This is a genomic window from Haloarcula sp. CGMCC 1.6347, assembly GCF_037078395.1.
GTDB lineage: Archaea > Halobacteriota > Halobacteria > Halobacteriales > Haloarculaceae > Haloarcula > Haloarcula amylolytica.
The window spans coordinates 39,733-55,837 of record NZ_JAYMGX010000002.1 but is presented as its reverse complement, the minus strand read 5'-3'; the positions used below and the strand labels follow the sequence as shown (position 1 = coordinate 55,837).

Here is a 16,105-nt window from a genome sequence, read left to right as displayed (position 1 = left end):
ACGCTAAAAACGACCGTCTCGCTCCCGCTGGTCGCGAGAAGTGAAACCGCGCGCCGATGGCGCGCGGTATGCTATTTTGCCTGTTTTGCCCGTCTCCGAGCAAGGCACTACCAGGCCGACTCTAACACGCTGACGATGTCTTTTCGTGTGGGTTCCAGTTCTGACGGGACGTTCGCCATGAAGGCGTCTTCGAGGACGGCGTCGGCAACTTCGGGGAACGCCTCACGGTCGGGGCCGTCGACATCCCGGAGTCGCGTCGGCAGTCCCAGCGTCGTCACTACCTCACTGACTCGGTCGACGACGGCAGCGGCGGGGTCGGCAGCACTGCCGACGCCGAGCGCATCGGCCAAGAGTGACTGCCGGCCGTCAGTCTGCTCGAACAGATACGAGAGGGCGTGCGGGGCGATGACTCCGTGGGCCGCGCCCTGCTGGACCTCGTAGGTCCGAGTCAGTCCATGGCCAAAAGCGTGGAGGAGCGACAGCGTCGTCCCGTCAGCCCTTGAGATGCCGTACTGGACGAGCATGATACCTTGCGTGAGCGCCTGATACACCCACGGGTCGTCGTCGCCGCCGCCAACCGCGAGCAGGCCCTCGGTGAGAAGCTCAAGGCCGCGCGCCGCTGTCGCGTCGGTGATTGGCGTCGCGTTGGCGGCGTACAGCGTCTCGATGCCCTTGTTGAAGCCGTTCATCGCCGAGGCCGCGAGTATCGACCAAGGTGTCGTCGCGACCATTTGGGGGTCGTAGCAGATAGCCGCCGGCATCAGCTTCGGGTCGCTGACGCCACCGCTTGCTGGCTCGTCGACGGGACAGGTGTCGGGGTCTGCTGTGACGCCGGCCACAATAGAGAGGTCAGCGCCGGCCAGCGTGGTCGGAACGGCGATGATGGGCAGCAGGTCTCCGTCGGGAATGGCAACCGTTCCGGTGTCGACGAACTCGCGGCCAACAGCGGCCGGGTCGCGGTCCGTCGCTGCGAGGACGCTGATAACTTTGGCAACGTCGAGACTGCTCCCGCCCCCGACGGCCACGAGGCAGTCGGCGTCGGTTTCACGGACGCGTTCGAGCCCGTCGTAGGCTGTGCCGAGACGTTTGGCGGGTGTCGTTTCCGCGAAGGTGCCGGCTAATCGGTTACCCAGTCCATCGCGCACGGGGTCCATCACGGCCGCCGTTTCGCCGACGGTCGAGCCACAGACGACCAGTGCGCGCTCAAATCCCTGTGTGTCCAACTCCGCACCTAACGACCGCGTGGCGTCGGGGCCATAGCGGAGCGTTGCTGGAGTGTATGCGAAGCGGAACGGGGCTGCGAGGTCGTCGGTACTCAATGGCTCTGTCATTGCTGACGCGCATCCGCTCCCATCTGGGTCGAGCAGACACGCTGTTGTCTGGGTCTATCTATCCTTGGATGCTCCCTACCGGCCATCGTCGTTCCCCCTCAGCTCATCCGCGATAGCGGTCGCACGATGCAGGCTGGCTGTGTCGGCTCTCACTCTCTGACATTTAGAGGCCACCATGGCAAAGGTTTCTGCTCCCGGTGGCATCAAAAATTACCGAGGCCATCACACCACGGCTACCGAGTGAATCGTCAACGTCTATCGTCGGTCAGTAGTTCCATCGCTTGCCCGACTCTGACGTGGTGCGACGTGGCGAGACAGCCGCTTTTGACCACGAGCTACCCCACGCCGAGCTACAGCGGAACGGGGTCGCGCTTCCACTACACGAGCGCGGCGACGTATGCACTACCGGTCCCGACGGTAACGACCACGCCCAGAAAGACCGCCCACTGGATGAGGACGGACCGCGTCGAGGTTGTTTCGGTCCACGCAGACGAGAAGCGGTGGACCCCGTAGGCGAACAGTGTACTCGCCACGACGTACACTGCCGGCAGGAGCGCGAGTGACAGGGTCAGCTCACCACGGCCCGGGAACAGCCCGAACCGTATGAACGGGACAAGAAGCACGACAACAACTAGTCCATAGAGGATACCGAACACCATCGACAGGAGTAGATACCGAGGTCGAAGGACCACCCGCCAGGACGGCGTCTCGCCGTCTGGGTGGCCGCCAGAAGCGAGGATGAGGAAGCGACGGACATCCGGGAGCACGGATAACATCGGAGCGGACAGCACGCCCCCGGCCACCCCGATGCCGCCAGTTATTCCCCACATTACTGCGAGCTGTAGCATGAAGAACAGAAGGAGCTGTAAAATCAGGGTCAGAAGCCCCACCGCTGACTCAAGTCCTTGCACAGACGTGTCATCTCTCTGTTGCGTGATAAAGCACCGCATGATTGGGCGTGGCCCACTCAGCAACACAAACCGGGCGATGTAGTGGTCAGCGAGACTATGCCGCTGCTTTCGACATAGAATCGGTCGTTTTTCGATTATGTGTGTCCCCTGAGCGGAGTCCGCTACGACGACTCCATTCCGGCCATCCCGTCGGCCATCGAATCAATGTCGTCCAGCGTCTCGGCAAACTCGCTGACGCTGGCTTTCCCCTGGCGGTCCGGGTTCGCAAGGACCCGCACGGGCTGGGTCCCCAGCGGGACGAACCCGAGGTCGAGTTTCGCTGCTGTGGCACGGAGGCCCAGCCCTGCATCTGCGTCGCCTGCCAGCACCTTCCGGGCAGGGCTTCCGTGGGCCTTCGTCGTGAGTTCGTAGCCGTCGATAGCGTCGACGACCTCGGCCCGGCCGACGCCGCGCTCGTCCCCGAACGCGTCGAGTGCGTCGTCGAAACTCCGGCGCAGGCCGGACGCTGTGTCTCGGTTGACAAAGCGGTAGTCCCCATCAACAAGGTCGTTGAGTCCCGATACGTCGCTGTCAGCAGCGACGACCAGTCCCCACTCACGCTGCCATCCCCCGATGTCGGTCGTTTCGTGGTCGGTGGCGGACGGTCCCGCGACCACAGCGATATCGGGCACGCCGTTGTCGAAGCGGCGGAGCCCCTCGGTGGAGCCGAGCGGGAGGTACCGCGGGCGGGAAACGGTGTCGAGCAGGCGCGAGAGGAGGGGGTCGTCCTCGCCCATGCCGAGAAGTGTCGGCGGTCTGACTGCCGGAGAGAACAGCGTCACGTCGACTGCCTCCCCCTCCGCAAGGTAGTCTGTCCCCGGCGGTACGTCGACGAAGCCGTCGGCGTCGACGAGGCTCGTCGTCGCGCCGCTGCCCTTGTCGACGGGGTAGACCAGCAGTGAGCCCGATTCGTCTTCGACCAGTCCGGCCGGCATCAGGCGTCTGCGCCCCTCGCCGTAGCGTTCCTGAACCGCCATCGTTCCGGACACCGTCGCTGTCTGTGGCGGGTCCCGTCCGGCAGCGTCCCGGACCGCCGGCGCGACGAACGTCTGGAAGATGGTCAGCGCCGACACCGGGTACCCGGGCAAGCCGACGTACGCCGAGTCGCCGATAGTGCCGACGAGCATCGGCTTGCCGGGTTTGACGGCGACGCCGTGAAGCCTGAGTTCGCCGCGCTCCTCGATGACGCGGTAGATGACGTCGACCGCGCTCGCGCTGGTCGACCCCGACGAGAGGACGAGGTCGCACTCGTCGGCCGCCTCGTGGAGCAGCCGCTCCATCTCTTCGTAGTCGTCGCCGGCGTGGGGGTACATCACCGGGTCGCCGCCGGCCTCCGCGACCGCGCCGGCCAGCGTGTAGCTGTTTACGTCGTATATCTGGCCGGCGGCGCTGTCGAGTGGGTTCCCGGGCCGGACGAGTTCGTCGCCGGTGGAGAGAATGCCGACCTGGGGCCGGCCACGCACCGGAACCTCGTCGACGCCCAGTGCCGACAGGAGGCCGATTTCCCTGGGCGTGATGCGCGTGCCGGGACCGAGCGCGCGCGCCCCGGCCGCGATGTCCGCGCCGGCGAGCATCACGTTGTCACCGGGCGCGACGGACGTGCGTATCTCGACGCCGTCGTCTGTCTCGGTCGTCCGCTCGACCATCACGACGGCGTCGGCACCGGGCGGCATCACCGCGCCAGTGGAGATTTCGGCGACAGCGCCCGGTTCGACGGTCACGTCGGGCTCCTCGCCCGCGTGAACTTCGCCGGCGACCGACAGCGTCACCGGGTCGGCTTCGTCAGCGCCGAAGGTGTCCCTGGCGTGTACGGCGTAGCCGTCCATGCTCGCGCGGTCGAACCCCGGCACGTCGATGTCGGCGTCGACTCGCTCGGCGAGAACACGGTCCCGGGCGTCAGCCAGCGGGACCGTCTCCGGGGCGGGGTCGATATCGAGGCTAGCCACGACTTCGTGGGCCTCCTCGGGCGACGCCAGATCGCGGAACTCGCGGCGGTCGCTCACTGCGACCACTCCCAGTCCTCGACGGTCACGGTGTCGCCGGCGTCGTATCCCTCGACGGACTCCGGCACGACGACCCAGCCGTCGGCGAGCGCAACGCTTGAGAGGACGCCCGACCCGCTGGCCCGCGTCGGCGTCGCGGTCGTTTGCTCGTCCGCGCCTTCATCGTGCAGTTCCACCCGCGCGTAGGTTCGGGTCCCCGGCTCGCTGGCGATCTTCCGCGTGAGTTCGGCCTCGGTCGTCGGCGGGTCAGCCGTCGGGAGGTGGCCGGCCCAACGGAGCGCCGGTCGGAGGAACTGGACGGCGTTGACGATGCAGGCAACCGGATACCCCGGAAGCATGAGAATCGGCGTCTCCTCGACCACGCCCAGCGCGACCGGGTGGCCCGGCTTCAGCGCGACGCCGTGGATCAGCACCTCGCCGATTCCACTGACGACCTCCGGGAGCAGGTCCCGCTCACCGACGGAAGACCCGCCGGTCGTCACCACGATGTCGTGGTCGAGGTCGTCGCTGATGGCCGCCCGGAGCGCGTCCACGTCGTCGGTGACGATATCGCGGTAAGTCGCTGTGCCGCCCCAGCGTTCGACGTACTGGGTGACGGTCTGGCCGTTCGTCTCGATGACCTGTCCTGGCTCCGGATCGTCCTGCACCAGTTCTTCCCCGGTCGGAATCACGCTGACGGTTGGCTGCTCGTACACCTCGACAGCGTCGTTCCCGACGGATTTCAGCAGTCCGAGGTCCGACGGGCGGAGCCTGTGGCCGTCCTCGTACAGCGTCTGCCCTTCCGCCACGTCCTCGCCGATGGGGGCGACGTTCTCCCCGCCCGCGACCGCATCGAACACCGTGACGCTGTCGCCGGCCACCTCGGTCTCCTCGACCATCACGACGGCGTCTGCGCCATCGGGGAGTTCGCTCCCCGTGTGTACGCGGGCCGCTGTCTCTGTGGTCACCGTCTCACCGACCCGGAGCGATGCGGGCGACCGCTGGCTCGCGCCAAAGGTGTCCTCCGCCCGCACGGCGAAACCGTCCATCGCCGCGCGCCGGTAGTGGGGCACCGCTCGCTCGGCAGTGATTTCGCCCGCGACGACGCGCTCGTCGGCGTCGCGCAGCGGAACGCGCTCCGTCCGCTCGTGTGGGGACACTGCGTCCAACAGCGTCTCCCTGGCCGTCGTCACTGGCGTTCGGTCCTTGAACCCAGCCGACTTTCGGGACTCGTTGCTCATGCCGGTACGAATGGCCGGCACACCAAAAAGCTCGCCAGGTTCAGGGGGATTCGGCCGGAAAGGCCGAGCGTCGCGGAGATTCAAGTACGGGAACGGGGCCACGCCCCGGTATGCTACCGGGGACGCCCGCCGTCGACCCGACGACGACGCTCGCGCTACTCGCCGCGGTCGGCGCGGGTGTCGGGCTGGGAACGCTCAGCGGGCTCGTTCCGGGGTTGCACGCCAACACGTTCGCGCTCCTGCTCGCCGCGGCGGCGAGCAGCCTGCCCGGGCCGCGGCTCTACGTCGGCGTCGCGATGCTTGCGGCCGGGGTGACACACACCTTTCTCGACGTGATTCCGGCGCTGGCGCTGGGCGTCCCGGACCCGGCGATGGCGGCCAGTGCGCTACCGAGCCACCAGCTGGTCATCGAGGGCCGCGGTCGGGAGGCGCTTCGCCTGTCTGCGCTCGGGAGCGGGCTGGCCGTGGTGTTTGCCGTCCCGCTCGCGGTTCCGCTCACCCTCGGAATGGAGCGTGCGTATCCGCTGGTCCGGCCCTGGCTCCCGGTGCTCCTTGCAGGGGTCGCCGCCCTGCTCGTGGTCACCGAACGCGGCCGCCGTCGGCAGGTCGGCGCGGCGTGTTCCCTGGCCGCCAGTGGACTGCTCGGAATCGCCCTGCTCGATGCGCCGGTAACCGGAGCGTTGCCTGTGTCGGACGTGCTGGTCCCACTGTTTTCGGGACTGTTCGGCGCGCCGGTGCTCCTGGCCGCTATCGAAGGGGACGGCGTCCCGCCACAGGCCGACGCGACGGTGACGACGCCGCGACGAACGGTCGGCGTTCTCGCCGGTATCGGCACACTCTGTGGGGGCGTAGTCGGCTACATTCCGGGCGTCTCCAGCGCTATCGCAGCGACGCTGGCGCTGGGCCTGATCTCCGACCAGGGACCGCGAGCGTTCATCGTCACGACGAGCGGCGTCAACACGGCGACGGCTGTCTTTGCGCTGTTCGCGCTCATTTCGCTCGGGACGCCCCGAACCGGCGTCCTCGTCGCGCTCGACCGGGCCGAAGTCCCGTTGGTGCTCCCGGCACTGCTCGCCGCGGTCGCCATCGCTGCCGTCGCCGGCGCGATACTCGTCCCGACCGTCGGCGACCGCTACCTCCGGATTGTCGGCCGACTGGACCCGGCGTACCTTTCGCTGTCGGTGATTGCGGTCCTGATCTGTCTCTCCGCGCTCTTCGCGGGGCTGGTCGGCGTAGGTGCGTTCGGGGCCGCGACCGCAGTCGGCCACTTGCCCCCGAAGTTCGGGGCTCGGCGGGCGACTCTGATGGGGGTGTTGCTCGTCCCGCTGGCGTTATAGGTAGCCCCGCTGGCGGAAATGGGCGAGCAAGACGGCGACGACGATCACCATCCCGATCATCACCGCGGGGTAGCCGAACGCCCAGCCCAGTTCCGGCATGTTGTACGGGCTGTCGGCGAAGTTCATCCCGTAGATGCCGACCACGAAGGTCAGCGGAATGAAGATGGTCGCGACGACGGTGAGCATCTTCATTACCTCGTTGGTCGACTGGGACACCGTGTTCAGGTAGATATCTCGCGCCCCCGCCACCAGGTCGCGGTACGTCTCGGTCAGGTCGACAATCTGGACCAGGTGGTCGTACACGTCCCGGAAGTACTTCTCCGTCTGTGGCTGGATCTGGTTGGGGTCGCCACGGGCGAGCACGCCGATCGCTTCCCGCGCCGGCCAGACCTGTTTGCGGAAGGACAGCAGGTCGCGCCGAACGTCGTTGATCCGTTCGAGCGTCTCGATATCGGTGGAGATGGTCACTTCCTCCTCGATCTGTTCGATATCAGTCTCGATCTCGTCCAGTAGGTCGAAGTACGCGTCGACGATGACGTCGATGACCCGGTAGGCCGTGAAATCCGGGCCGCGGTGGAGGAGTCGCTCGTCCCCGCGGCCGACGGCGTCCATCACGCGCTGGACGGACGGGACGGCTCCCGTCGACAGCGTGACGACCCAGTCGGGGCCGATGAACAGGCCAAGCGGCGTCGTTTTCACCTCCTTGTCGAACGTCGTATCGCCGGGCGTGAGCGACGCGGACTTGACGAGCGCGAACGTGTAGGCGTTGAACTCCTGGACGTTCGCCCGGACGTCGGTCTTGATGTCCTCGATAGCCAGCGAGTGGAGATCGAAGGCGGAACTGACGGCGTCGATTTCTTCGGGTGTCGCGTCGGTGACGTGAACCCACGTCGTCCCGACGGCCGTTCGGGCTGCCGCCAGGTCCTCGTACTCCACTGCCTGTCCGTCGGCGTACACCACTGCGGAAATCACGGTGTGTCCTCCGTCGGCGTGGCGTGGCCGACGGCCGCCACCGTCAGCCCGACCATGACCGCCGTCACCGACGCAGACCGGCCGGGGTAGGCGACGCTCGTCCCGACAGCATAGCCAGCAATGCCGACGAGCGTGAGCACCGCACCGGCGACAAACAGCCGATTCATGCCTCCGTCATCACTGGCCCGAAAGAAAACAGTGTCCCCGCAGTCAGTTGCCCGAGTGCGAGAGGCCGCCGAGCAGCGTATCGACACGCGGCCCTTCGCGGTCGTCGATCCGTTCCGGGTAGACGGCGACAGCGACGACCACGTCACCCTCGTGTTCGAAGCTCGTGAGATGAATCAGGACATCCACTTCCTGGCCCTCGATGGCCGTCGTTCCGGAGAACACGGCCACCTCACGGGACTCGCCCAGTGCCTCAACCGAGCGGTTGCGTTCGAACTGGACATCGTTTATCTGGTCGTTCCGGCTGGCGACTTCCTCGACGAGGCGTTCGTTGGACCAGCTGGCGGCCGGGTTCAGCGACTTCCCCGCGACGCTGGCGCTGGGCGTCGAGAAGACGATGAATCGGCCGGCGTTGACCTCACCGAGCGGTCCGAGGTCGATGCCACGCTCGTACTGTCGGACGTGGTTCGTGACGCGGATGGTTCGCTCCTGCCCGGCGACGGTGACCGTCCGCTCGATAGTCTGTTCGTCAGCCATCGACTGCTCGTAGCCGGTCTCTTCGAGCGCACTGTCGCCGACTGACGCCGGTGCGGAGTCGAACTCGACTGTCTCCCCGGTTATCAGGCCGACACAGCCCGACGAGGCGACGAGTAACCCGACGAGAAGCGTGAGGATGCCCTTTCGCATTGTTGTTTCTACACTGTGTCCAGTATATAAAGTGCTTGGCCGCCCAAGCTGTTAACTAAGGTACAAAACACCGTCGATAAACGTCCTAGAACCGGTCTATCGTCCCCTTTCAGAGCCGGTAGGTCGGCCCGTCGTCAGTGTCCTGCACCTCGACGCCGAGCGCTTCCAGTTCGTCCCGGAGTTCGTCGGCGCGTTCGTAGTTACCGGCCTCTCGTTCCTGCTCGCGGATATTCAGAACCAGGTCGACGACGTCACCGGCCAGCGACACGTCGCCGCTGTCGTCGTCGCCGAACGCCAGCCCGAGGATGCCGCCGCCGAGTTCCTCGAAGGCTTCGATGGCGCGGCGGAGCCCCTGGTAGTCCCGTTGCTCGTGGGCATCCAGGTGGGAGTTCACAGCGGCCGTCAGGTCGAGCAGCGCGGTCATCGCTTCCCGCGTGTTGAAGTCGTCGTTCATCGCGGCCTCGAACGCCGATCGGGCGTCTGCGACAGCGTCACGAAGCGTCTCGTCGGTTACTTTCGCGTATGCGTCCACGTCGTCGCAGGCCTCAACTGCCCGCTCGTAGCCACGGGACAGGCGGTCCCAGCGCTCCTCGGCCTCCGCGATGGTCTCGTCGCTGTAGGTCGCCCGCGAGGTGTAGGCCGTCGACAGGAGGAAGGTCCGGAGCACGTCGGGGCCGAACTCCTCGACGGCGTCGGCGACGGTGAAGTAGTTACCCAGCGAGGAGGACATCTTCTCCTCCTCGGTTTCCAGCAGTCGGACGTGGAGCCAGTACTTCGCGAACTGCGTTCCGGTCGCGGCCTCGCTCTGGGCCACCTCGTTCTCGTGGTGGGGAAAGACGAGGTCCTGCCCGCCGACGTGGATGTCGATGGACTCGTCGAGGTGGGTCATCGACATCGCCGAGCACTCGATGTGCCAGCCCGGTCGGCCCTCGCCCCACGGGGAGTCCCAGGTCTGGGCCGTCTGGCAGGCCTCCGCGGCCGGCGCGGCCTCGGGGTGCTGGTGGTCGGCGATGTCGTCGGGGTCGACGCCGCCGGCCTTCCAGAGCGCGAAGTCGGCCGGATGGCGCTTTTCGCCTTCGGTCTCCTCACCCTGGGACTCGATGTCGTCGACGGACTGGTTCGAGAGTTTCCCGTAGTCCTCGAAGCTTGTCACGTCGAAGTAGACGGAGCCGTTCTGTTCGTAGGCGTGGCCCCCCTCGACGAGTCGCTCGACGAGGTCGATGATCTCCGGGACGTGCTCGGAGACGCGGGGATACACCTCCGCGCGGCCGAGGTTGAGCGACCGCATGTCGTCGATGACCTGCTGGACGTAGTGGCGGGCCACGCTCTCCTCGCTGTCGCCGTCCTCGCCGACGCGGGCGACGATCTTCTCGTTGACGTCGGTGAAGTTCTCGACGTGGTGGACGTCGTAGCCCAGGTGGTCGAGCCAGCGGGCCATCACGTCGACGTGGACCCAGCCGCGCGCGTGCCCGAGGTGGGGTGGGTCGGAGGTCGTCAGCCCACAGTAGTACAGCAGCACGGAGTCGGGGTCGCGCGGCTCGAAGGGCTCTTTCTCACCGGTCAACGTGTTCGTCACGCGAAGCGTCATTACCGGGGGAAACTGGGGCCGCCCGCTTTAAGCCGTCGGAAGGCGACTCACCCCTGTACAGTCGCTTCGACCACCCGGAGCGTGTCCGGTCCCGCGCGGCGGCTCACCACCACGACGAGCGCGTCGTCGGTGACGCCGGCGGCCTCGGTCGAGATATCGGTCGCTCGCAGGCGTCCGAGCACCTCGGCCAGCGCCGCCGCCGAGAGGTCACCGGTGGCGACGATGCCAGTCAGCGAACCGGCGCCCTCGGCGAAGGCGGCGTCGCCGACTGTGAGGACGGCGGTCGACTCAGCACCGGGGGACTCGACCCGGCCAAGCCCGCTCTGCATCGAGACCCTGGCGTCGCTGTCGTGTGGCGGGTCGGTGGGCAGTTCCTCGGCGAACCGACGGAGCGCAGTCGCGACGGCTTCCTCCTCGCCGTCGATGTCGAGCGTGCGAGCGGCGGCCGTGTAGTTAACCACGCCCGCCCGAAGTGCGTCGTAGAGGAACGGGCGCTCGCGGACGGCGTCCCTGGTCGCGGCTGCGAGTGACATTGGCGTCGGGCACGAACGGCGCAGACAAAAGCGGTTCTATCGATGCGAGCGAGCGCGCTTCGACCGGAGAGAGCCAGCGGTGCCCGTTCTATCCCGTCATGACCACGGTACGGACGCGCTAAACCCGCAGAACTGCGGGTCCGCTCCCAGCAAGTGAGAACAGTCATAGGGGATTGTGCCACAGGAGGCTGTCTCTCTACATGAGGGAAGGACAATGGCTATTGCACAACGCGAACGGCAAGTGTTCGGACAGCCCCTGGAACCGGCGGAACGAGTCATCGGTGGCATTGTTGTCGCTGCTGGCGCGCTGGGACACGCCGCACTGCTGGCAGCAGCCGGACTGCTGTTCTACGTCCTCCTGTTCGGGCTGTGATCGGGCGGAATCGATCGGTAACCACTCACTTTCCGAGTTGAACACCGAACAGCCCGCCGGCTACCCGGACAGGCCAACGAAGGCCCTAAGGACGGCTCGCCCCAACCGGTGAGTATGGACGAAGCACTCGTTATCGCGGCCCACGGCTCCCATCTGAACGCCGAGTCGAGTACGCCCACGTACGACCACGCCGACACGATTCGGGCGACCGGCGCGTTCGGCGAGGTCCGCGAGTCCTTCTGGAAGGAGGAACCGTCGTTCCGGGAGGCGCTGCGGACCGTCGACGCCGAGGAGGTGTATCTGGTCCCGCTGTTCATCTCTGAGGGCTACTTCACCGAGCAGGTCATTCCACGGGAGTTCCGCCTGGAAGACTGGGACCCCGAGCTGTGGGACTCCGACGGGACGAGCGCGACCAACGCGACGCTGGCCGCCGAGGACACGGACCAGACAGTCCACTACTGCGGCCCGGTCGGGACGCACGACTCGATGAGCGACGTCATCGTCCAGCGGGCCGAGTCCGTCACCGGTGACCCCGACGTCGGCGACGGGTTCGGACTCGCAGTCGTCGGCCACGGCACGGAGCGCAACGAGAACTCCGCGAAGGCCATCCAGTACCACGCCGACCGCATCCGCGAGCGCGGCCGCTTCGACGAGGTGCAGTCGCTGTTCATGGACGAGGACCCCGAGGTCGACGACGTCGCGGACTACTTCGAGAGCGACGACATCGTCGTCGTGCCGCTGTTCATCGCCGACGGCTTCCACACCCAGGAGGACATCCCCGAAGACATGGGCCTGACCGACGACTACCGGACGGGCTACGACGTACCGACCACTGTCGAGGGCCACGATATCTGGTACGCCGGTGCGGTCGGAACGGAGCCGCTGATGGCCGACGTGGTGCTTGAGCGAGCGGCTGACGCGGGAGCCGACGTGAGCAGCGCCATCGAGCAGGTGCGCGAGGAGACCGGCGGCGCGAAGCCCGCGACCGGCGACTGATCGCTCAGCGCCTGCCGCTTTGTACCGGAACACAGACCGACTGACACTGCTGGCTGGCCGGAACCAGCCGACTTTTGCCGACTGAGTTCCGTTTTCCCGTATGGACGGCGAGTACGTGGACGCGCTGGTGGCAACTGCCCCCGATGGCATCGCCTTCGACGACCTCCATGTGGCCCACGAGAGCGACGGGTACACGTTCCAGACGCCGGACGTGGACCACAGTGGTATCGACGAAGAGACGCTCCGGACGGTGGCGGCGGAGTCACCGTACGTCCGAAACTGGTATTTCTGGCACGCCACAGCGCCCCAGAAGGCGGACCGCTGGGCGTTCCTCCGCTGGCTCGAAGGGGCAGAGCAACGGGACGTGGCCGAGCGCTACGACGCGCTCGCCGACGGGGTGTCCGCGACCTGGGGCGAACTCCATCTGACCGTCACGCTCTCCGACGGGGAACGGGCCTACAGTGTTCGCCACCGCGCCGACGCCGACGTCGGGACGAGCGCACTCGACACGCATGACGACCCGCTCGATGCACGCGAGATAGCGAAACACGACGACGACGGCGGCTACCGTCCGCTCAAGACCGCGCCGTCGCTCCAGACGGGCTGGGCGTTCCCGGCCCTCTCGGCGGGCGAGTTCGTCACGACTGTCGACGCGTTCTACCCGGCGACCATTGCGAACTGGCACCGCGAGCGGGAGGGCGAACTCGACGTGAACCACTGGCGGGACACCGTCGACCGCCAGACGGGAATCTACGGCGTCGTCAAGACCTGGGATCGCGGCGACGGCTACGAACACGTCAACTGGGTAGCCGAGGCCTGCTGTGACGACTCCCAGTGTCTCAAGCGCCGGGAGTGGCAGTACGACGAGGAGACGGACCTCGGCGTCGACGGCGGGTCGGGTGAGTTCCCCTGCCGCGAACCCTGTTCGCTCGTCATCGCCGGCGCACGCCAGTGGACGAAACTCGAAGGCGAGACGAGCCAGACCTACGAGTTCGAACTCACGCCCAGCGAAAAAGAGCAGGTCGAGGCCATCATCGATGCCGTCGCCGACGGCGAGGCCGAGGACATCCGCGAGGCGGACATCTACGAGGGAGCCAACCGGTACCGGGCGCGGTTCCTGCGCGCGAAGCTGTTCGACGACGAGGGGAACCTCGGCGGCGTCGAGACGGAACAGTAACGGGGTTCAGGACGAGCGAACGGCGACGGACAGAAGTCCCAGCACGATTGTGACTGCGAGGACTGCGACAGCGGTCAACAGCAGGCTCTCGGTGAGAACCAGCGTGATGAGGCCCGCAATCAGGACCGTGAAACCGCCAGCCGCCAGTATCGGTCCCGCGGACAGGTCTTCGAGCCCGGGTTCCGATTCCGTCGCCGATTTCGGCTGTGGCTTCGACAGCTCGTCGTCGACGATGACCGGTTCGTTCTCGGTCCCGCCTTCCGGGATGTAGATGTCGATGTACCGGGTCTCGGCGCCGTACCCCGTCACGACCTTTAGCTTGCCGCGGACCGGGCCGTCACCGTCGACAGTTATCCTGACCAGTCGGTCGGTTTCGGCCCGTACGTGGTGGTTCGTGGCGTCGAGCGATGCGACGGAGGAGAGCGAGTCGTCGAGGTGAAGATGGACGTGCAGGGCCTCGCCGTGATTGACTAATCGTACGTCGAAACTCCCTGTCGCGTCGAACTCGTTTGGAACCTCCAGGCTGTGGATGTCCGTCCGATTGAGGTGCACGGGCAGGGAGTCAGGCACGGACGTGACTCCGCGGGGCGAGGAAAAAAAGGTTCAGGCCGGTGCCTCGTCGCGCATATCCGGCGGGAGCAGGTTCGGAATGCCGTCCTCGATGGGGAACGTCTCGCTACACTCGGTACAGGTGAGTTCGCCCGCCAGGATCTCGCCGTCGTCGCGCTCCGTCACTTCGAGGTCGAGGTCGTGCTTGTCCAGAGGGCAGCAAATAATTTCCATCAGGTCCTCTTTCATACAGTCGACCAAGACCGGCGGTCGCAAAAGTCTGCCGCTCTCCCAGTGAGTGTCGCCACGTCACTGGGTAATCGCGTCTGCCCCCTCAAACGTCGAAGTAGGGAGAACAGCCCGCTAGAACGGGTGCTCGCGAACGATAGTTTCGCCGCGGCCGGGGCCGACGCCGATGGCGTAGGCCGGCGTGTCGAGTTCGGACTCGATGTATTCGACGTAGGCTTTCGCGTTCTCCGGCAGCGCGTCGTACCCCTCGTCGGCGGCGTTCGCCCAGTCGACCTCGGGCCAGCCGTCGAAGGACTTGAAGTTGGCTTCACAGCGCTTCCACTGCTCGGTCGTCGCGGGCATCGACGCCAGTTCCTCGCCGTCGAGCGTGTACGTGTGACCGACTTTCACTTCGTCGAGGCCGGCGAGCACGTCGAGGTGGTTGATGGCGATGCCGGTAAAGCCGGACACGCGCGTGGAGTGGCGCAGCATCGGCAGGTCGAGCCAGCCGACACGTCGCGGGCGGCCGGTGACGGTCCCGTACTCGCCGCCTTCCTCGCGGATGTAGTTCGCCAGTTCCTCGTTCTCGCCTTCGCCCTGCTCGTCGTAGCCGGGCGTGTCGCCGACGACGCCGCCGAGTTCGGTCGGCAGCGGGCCGCTCCCGACGCGGGTGAGGTACGCCTTCACGATACCGATGACTTCGCCGTCGCCGACGACGCCGGGGCTGAGTCCGGTCCCGGTCGCCGCGCCGCCGGCCGTCGGGTTCGAGGAGGTGACGTAGGGGTAGTTCCCGTGGTCGATGTCGATGATGGTCCCCTGTGCGCCCTCCAGCATGACGTTCTGGCCCTCGTCGATGGTCGCGCTGAGGAAGGCTCCGGCGTTGACGGTCATGTCCTCGGCCTCGAAGCGGCGGCCGAACTCGCGGAACTCCTCGAAGATGGCGTCCACGTCCAAGGCATCCGGATCGTCAAGCTCGTCGACGTCGAGGCCGTACACGTCCTCGACGACGGCCCGCTTCTGCGGGACGACGTATTCGAGGCGCTCTCGGAGCACGTCCGGGTCGAGCAGGTCGCCGACGCGAACGCCGCGCCGGCCGGCCTTGTCCTCGTAGGTCGGGCCGATACCCCGGCCCGTCGTTCCGACTTCTTGGTCTGTTTCACTCTTTACCTTCTCTTCGATGCCGTCGAGCACCCGGTGGAATGGGAGAATGACATGTGCTCGTTCGGCGATGCGAACGTCCGGGTCGAGGCCGCGTTCCTGGAGCGTGTCTATCTCGTCGAACAGCGTTCGCGGATTGACGACGCACCCGTTGCCGAGGACGCCGACCTTGCCGCGGATGGCTCCGCTCGGAACCAGCGAGAGCTTGTACTCCTCGCCCTCGTGGACGACGGTGTGGCCGGCGTTGTCGCCGCCCTGATAGCGCGCGACGACGTCCACGTCGTCGCCGTACAGGTCGACGATGCCGCCCTTCCCTTCGTCGCCGAGCTGTGAGCCGACGATGGTTACGGTCATCGCACGCACCTTCCATCCACCGTGATAAACAGATTACGGTCCGGAAATCACGCTCGTGAGCAGTACCCATGTGAACCGTTACGACGGTTTTAAGATACCCCTGTTCGAACGTATCAACGTTGTAGCGATTGGCCGAGGGAGAACCTTTAAATACCGCAAACACAAGTTAACAATTGCCATGATAGACAGGCTTGAAAAGGAAGTTGACATGCTGGAGCGCCACTTGCAGGTGCTTCGCATGGTTATCGAGAACGAGCCTATCGGTATCGTGAAGATGTCCAACGAAACCGGCTACCCGCACCACAAGGTGCGGTACTCCCTGCGCGTTCTCGAAGAGGAGAACCTCATCGAGCCCTCCAGCCAGGGTGCGATCACGACCGAACAGACCGGTGAGTTCGTCGACGACTTAGACGAGAAGGTCGACGAAATCATCGACAAGCTCGAAGGTATGAAGATCGAAGACGCGGCCGAAATCGAAGGCTAA

Annotated in this window: 17 protein-coding genes; 5 read left to right on the top strand and 12 right to left on the bottom strand. The window is 66.2% G+C overall.

The genetic code is table 11. The features are described 5' to 3' along the window. Positions 1 to 107: 107 nt before the first annotated feature. The 4 genes from VI340_RS08555 to VI340_RS08540 form a co-directional block, all read right to left on the bottom strand. Entirely contained in the window at positions 108 to 1,331 is a 1,224-nt protein-coding gene (locus VI340_RS08555) for an iron-containing alcohol dehydrogenase family protein (protein WP_336358200.1), read from the bottom strand. Between the two features lie 377 nt (positions 1,332 to 1,708). Continuing rightward, positions 1,709 to 2,161 (bottom strand): hypothetical protein, encoded by a 453-nt coding sequence (locus VI340_RS08550; protein ID WP_336358199.1) that lies wholly within the window; start codon positions 2,159 to 2,161, stop codon positions 1,709 to 1,711. A gap of 242 nt (positions 2,162 to 2,403) precedes the next feature. Beyond that, entirely contained in the window at positions 2,404 to 4,284 is a 1,881-nt protein-coding gene (locus VI340_RS08545) for a molybdopterin biosynthesis protein (protein WP_336358198.1), read from the bottom strand. Further along, positions 4,281 to 5,504 (bottom strand): molybdopterin molybdotransferase MoeA, encoded by a 1,224-nt coding sequence (locus VI340_RS08540; protein ID WP_336358197.1) that lies wholly within the window; start codon positions 5,502 to 5,504, stop codon positions 4,281 to 4,283. Before VI340_RS08540 ends, VI340_RS08545 begins: the two co-directional genes overlap by 4 nt. Positions 5,505 to 5,614: 110 nt before the next feature. On the opposite strand from VI340_RS08540, the gene VI340_RS08535 reads away from it, so the two are divergent. Beyond that, complete coding sequence (locus VI340_RS08535; RefSeq protein ID WP_336358196.1) at positions 5,615 to 6,841, top strand: tripartite tricarboxylate transporter permease; 1,227 nt, start codon at positions 5,615 to 5,617, stop codon at positions 6,839 to 6,841. On the opposite strand, the gene corA is transcribed toward VI340_RS08535, so the two are convergent. The 5 genes from corA to VI340_RS08510 form a co-directional block, all read right to left on the bottom strand. Further along, entirely contained in the window at positions 6,836 to 7,813 is a 978-nt protein-coding gene (gene corA, locus VI340_RS08530) for a magnesium/cobalt transporter CorA (protein WP_151145908.1), read from the bottom strand. The two genes, VI340_RS08535 and corA, sit on opposite strands and share 6 nt — an antisense overlap. After that, positions 7,810 to 7,980: a hypothetical protein gene (locus VI340_RS08525; protein ID WP_008313304.1), complete on the bottom strand. Its 171-nt coding sequence runs from the start codon at positions 7,978 to 7,980 to the stop codon at positions 7,810 to 7,812. The genes corA and VI340_RS08525 overlap by 4 nt, the downstream gene beginning before the upstream one ends. Before the next feature lie 43 nt (positions 7,981 to 8,023). Continuing rightward, complete coding sequence (locus VI340_RS08520; RefSeq protein WP_008313306.1) at positions 8,024 to 8,665, bottom strand: DUF6517 family protein; 642 nt, start codon at positions 8,663 to 8,665, stop codon at positions 8,024 to 8,026. 109 nt (positions 8,666 to 8,774) lie between these two features. Further along, a complete protein-coding gene (cysS, locus tag VI340_RS08515; RefSeq protein ID WP_008313308.1) occupies positions 8,775 to 10,253 on the bottom strand; it encodes a cysteine--tRNA ligase in 1,479 nt (492 codons plus the stop codon). A 47-nt stretch (positions 10,254 to 10,300) separates the two neighbouring features. Beyond that, on the bottom strand, positions 10,301 to 10,786 hold the full coding sequence (locus VI340_RS08510; protein ID WP_008313310.1) for a DUF7523 family protein: 486 nt from the start codon (positions 10,784 to 10,786) through the stop codon (positions 10,301 to 10,303). Between the two features lie 214 nt (positions 10,787 to 11,000). Between VI340_RS08510 and VI340_RS08505 the strand changes: the two genes are divergently transcribed. The 3 genes from VI340_RS08505 to VI340_RS08495 all read left to right on the top strand — a co-directional run bounded on the left by VI340_RS08505 (position 11,001) and on the right by VI340_RS08495 (position 13,332). Continuing rightward, positions 11,001 to 11,159: a hypothetical protein gene (locus tag VI340_RS08505; protein WP_004956734.1), complete on the top strand. Its 159-nt coding sequence runs from the start codon at positions 11,001 to 11,003 to the stop codon at positions 11,157 to 11,159. 114 nt (positions 11,160 to 11,273) lie between these two features. Then, on the top strand, positions 11,274 to 12,155 hold the full coding sequence (locus tag VI340_RS08500) for a CbiX/SirB N-terminal domain-containing protein (RefSeq protein WP_336330871.1): 882 nt from the start codon (positions 11,274 to 11,276) through the stop codon (positions 12,153 to 12,155). A gap of 100 nt (positions 12,156 to 12,255) precedes the next feature. Continuing rightward, on the top strand, positions 12,256 to 13,332 hold the full coding sequence (locus VI340_RS08495; protein ID WP_008313318.1) for a DR2241 family protein: 1,077 nt from the start codon (positions 12,256 to 12,258) through the stop codon (positions 13,330 to 13,332). A gap of 6 nt (positions 13,333 to 13,338) precedes the next feature. Here the strand turns inward: VI340_RS08495 and VI340_RS08490 are convergent, their stop codons facing one another. The 3 genes from VI340_RS08490 to VI340_RS08480 all read right to left on the bottom strand — a co-directional run bounded on the left by VI340_RS08490 (position 13,339) and on the right by VI340_RS08480 (position 15,621). Then, positions 13,339 to 13,902 carry a DUF7524 family protein gene (locus tag VI340_RS08490; protein WP_225306764.1) on the bottom strand — a complete coding sequence of 188 codons (564 nt, stop codon included), beginning with the start codon at positions 13,900 to 13,902 and terminating at the stop codon, positions 13,339 to 13,341. Between the two features lie 33 nt (positions 13,903 to 13,935). Then, on the bottom strand, positions 13,936 to 14,130 hold the full coding sequence (locus VI340_RS08485; protein WP_336358195.1) for a methytransferase partner Trm112: 195 nt from the start codon (positions 14,128 to 14,130) through the stop codon (positions 13,936 to 13,938). A gap of 114 nt (positions 14,131 to 14,244) precedes the next feature. After that, positions 14,245 to 15,621: an adenylosuccinate synthase gene (locus VI340_RS08480; protein WP_008313325.1), complete on the bottom strand. Its 1,377-nt coding sequence runs from the start codon at positions 15,619 to 15,621 to the stop codon at positions 14,245 to 14,247. 178 nt (positions 15,622 to 15,799) lie between these two features. On the opposite strand from VI340_RS08480, the gene VI340_RS08475 reads away from it, so the two are divergent. Further along, on the top strand, positions 15,800 to 16,105 hold the full coding sequence (locus tag VI340_RS08475; RefSeq protein WP_004516266.1) for a hypothetical protein: 306 nt from the start codon (positions 15,800 to 15,802) through the stop codon (positions 16,103 to 16,105).

What these genes read in the sequence shown, in the direction of transcription:
- VI340_RS08555 (WP_336358200.1), bottom strand. Translation starts at nt 1,331, where the DNA reads ATGACAGAGCCATTGAGTACCGACGACCTCGCAGCCCCGTTCCGCTTC.
- VI340_RS08550 (WP_336358199.1), bottom strand. Translation starts at nt 2,161, where the DNA reads ATGTGGGGAATAACTGGCGGCATCGGGGTGGCCGGGGGCGTGCTGTCC.
- VI340_RS08540 (WP_336358197.1), bottom strand. Translation starts at nt 5,504, where the DNA reads ATGAGCAACGAGTCCCGAAAGTCGGCTGGGTTCAAGGACCGAACGCCA.
- VI340_RS08535 (WP_336358196.1), top strand. Translation starts at nt 5,615, where the DNA reads ATGCTACCGGGGACGCCCGCCGTCGACCCGACGACGACGCTCGCGCTA.
- VI340_RS08525 (WP_008313304.1), bottom strand. Translation starts at nt 7,980, where the DNA reads ATGAATCGGCTGTTTGTCGCCGGTGCGGTGCTCACGCTCGTCGGCATT.
- VI340_RS08520 (WP_008313306.1), bottom strand. Translation starts at nt 8,665, where the DNA reads ATGCGAAAGGGCATCCTCACGCTTCTCGTCGGGTTACTCGTCGCCTCG.
- cysS (WP_008313308.1), bottom strand. Translation starts at nt 10,253, where the DNA reads ATGACGCTTCGCGTGACGAACACGTTGACCGGTGAGAAAGAGCCCTTC.
- VI340_RS08510 (WP_008313310.1), bottom strand. Translation starts at nt 10,786, where the DNA reads ATGTCACTCGCAGCCGCGACCAGGGACGCCGTCCGCGAGCGCCCGTTC.
- VI340_RS08505 (WP_004956734.1), top strand. Translation starts at nt 11,001, where the DNA reads ATGGCTATTGCACAACGCGAACGGCAAGTGTTCGGACAGCCCCTGGAA.
- VI340_RS08500 (WP_336330871.1), top strand. Translation starts at nt 11,274, where the DNA reads ATGGACGAAGCACTCGTTATCGCGGCCCACGGCTCCCATCTGAACGCC.
- VI340_RS08495 (WP_008313318.1), top strand. Translation starts at nt 12,256, where the DNA reads ATGGACGGCGAGTACGTGGACGCGCTGGTGGCAACTGCCCCCGATGGC.
- VI340_RS08485 (WP_336358195.1), bottom strand. Translation starts at nt 14,130, where the DNA reads ATGAAAGAGGACCTGATGGAAATTATTTGCTGCCCTCTGGACAAGCAC.
- VI340_RS08480 (WP_008313325.1), bottom strand. Translation starts at nt 15,621, where the DNA reads ATGACCGTAACCATCGTCGGCTCACAGCTCGGCGACGAAGGGAAGGGC.
- VI340_RS08475 (WP_004516266.1), top strand. Translation starts at nt 15,800, where the DNA reads ATGATAGACAGGCTTGAAAAGGAAGTTGACATGCTGGAGCGCCACTTG.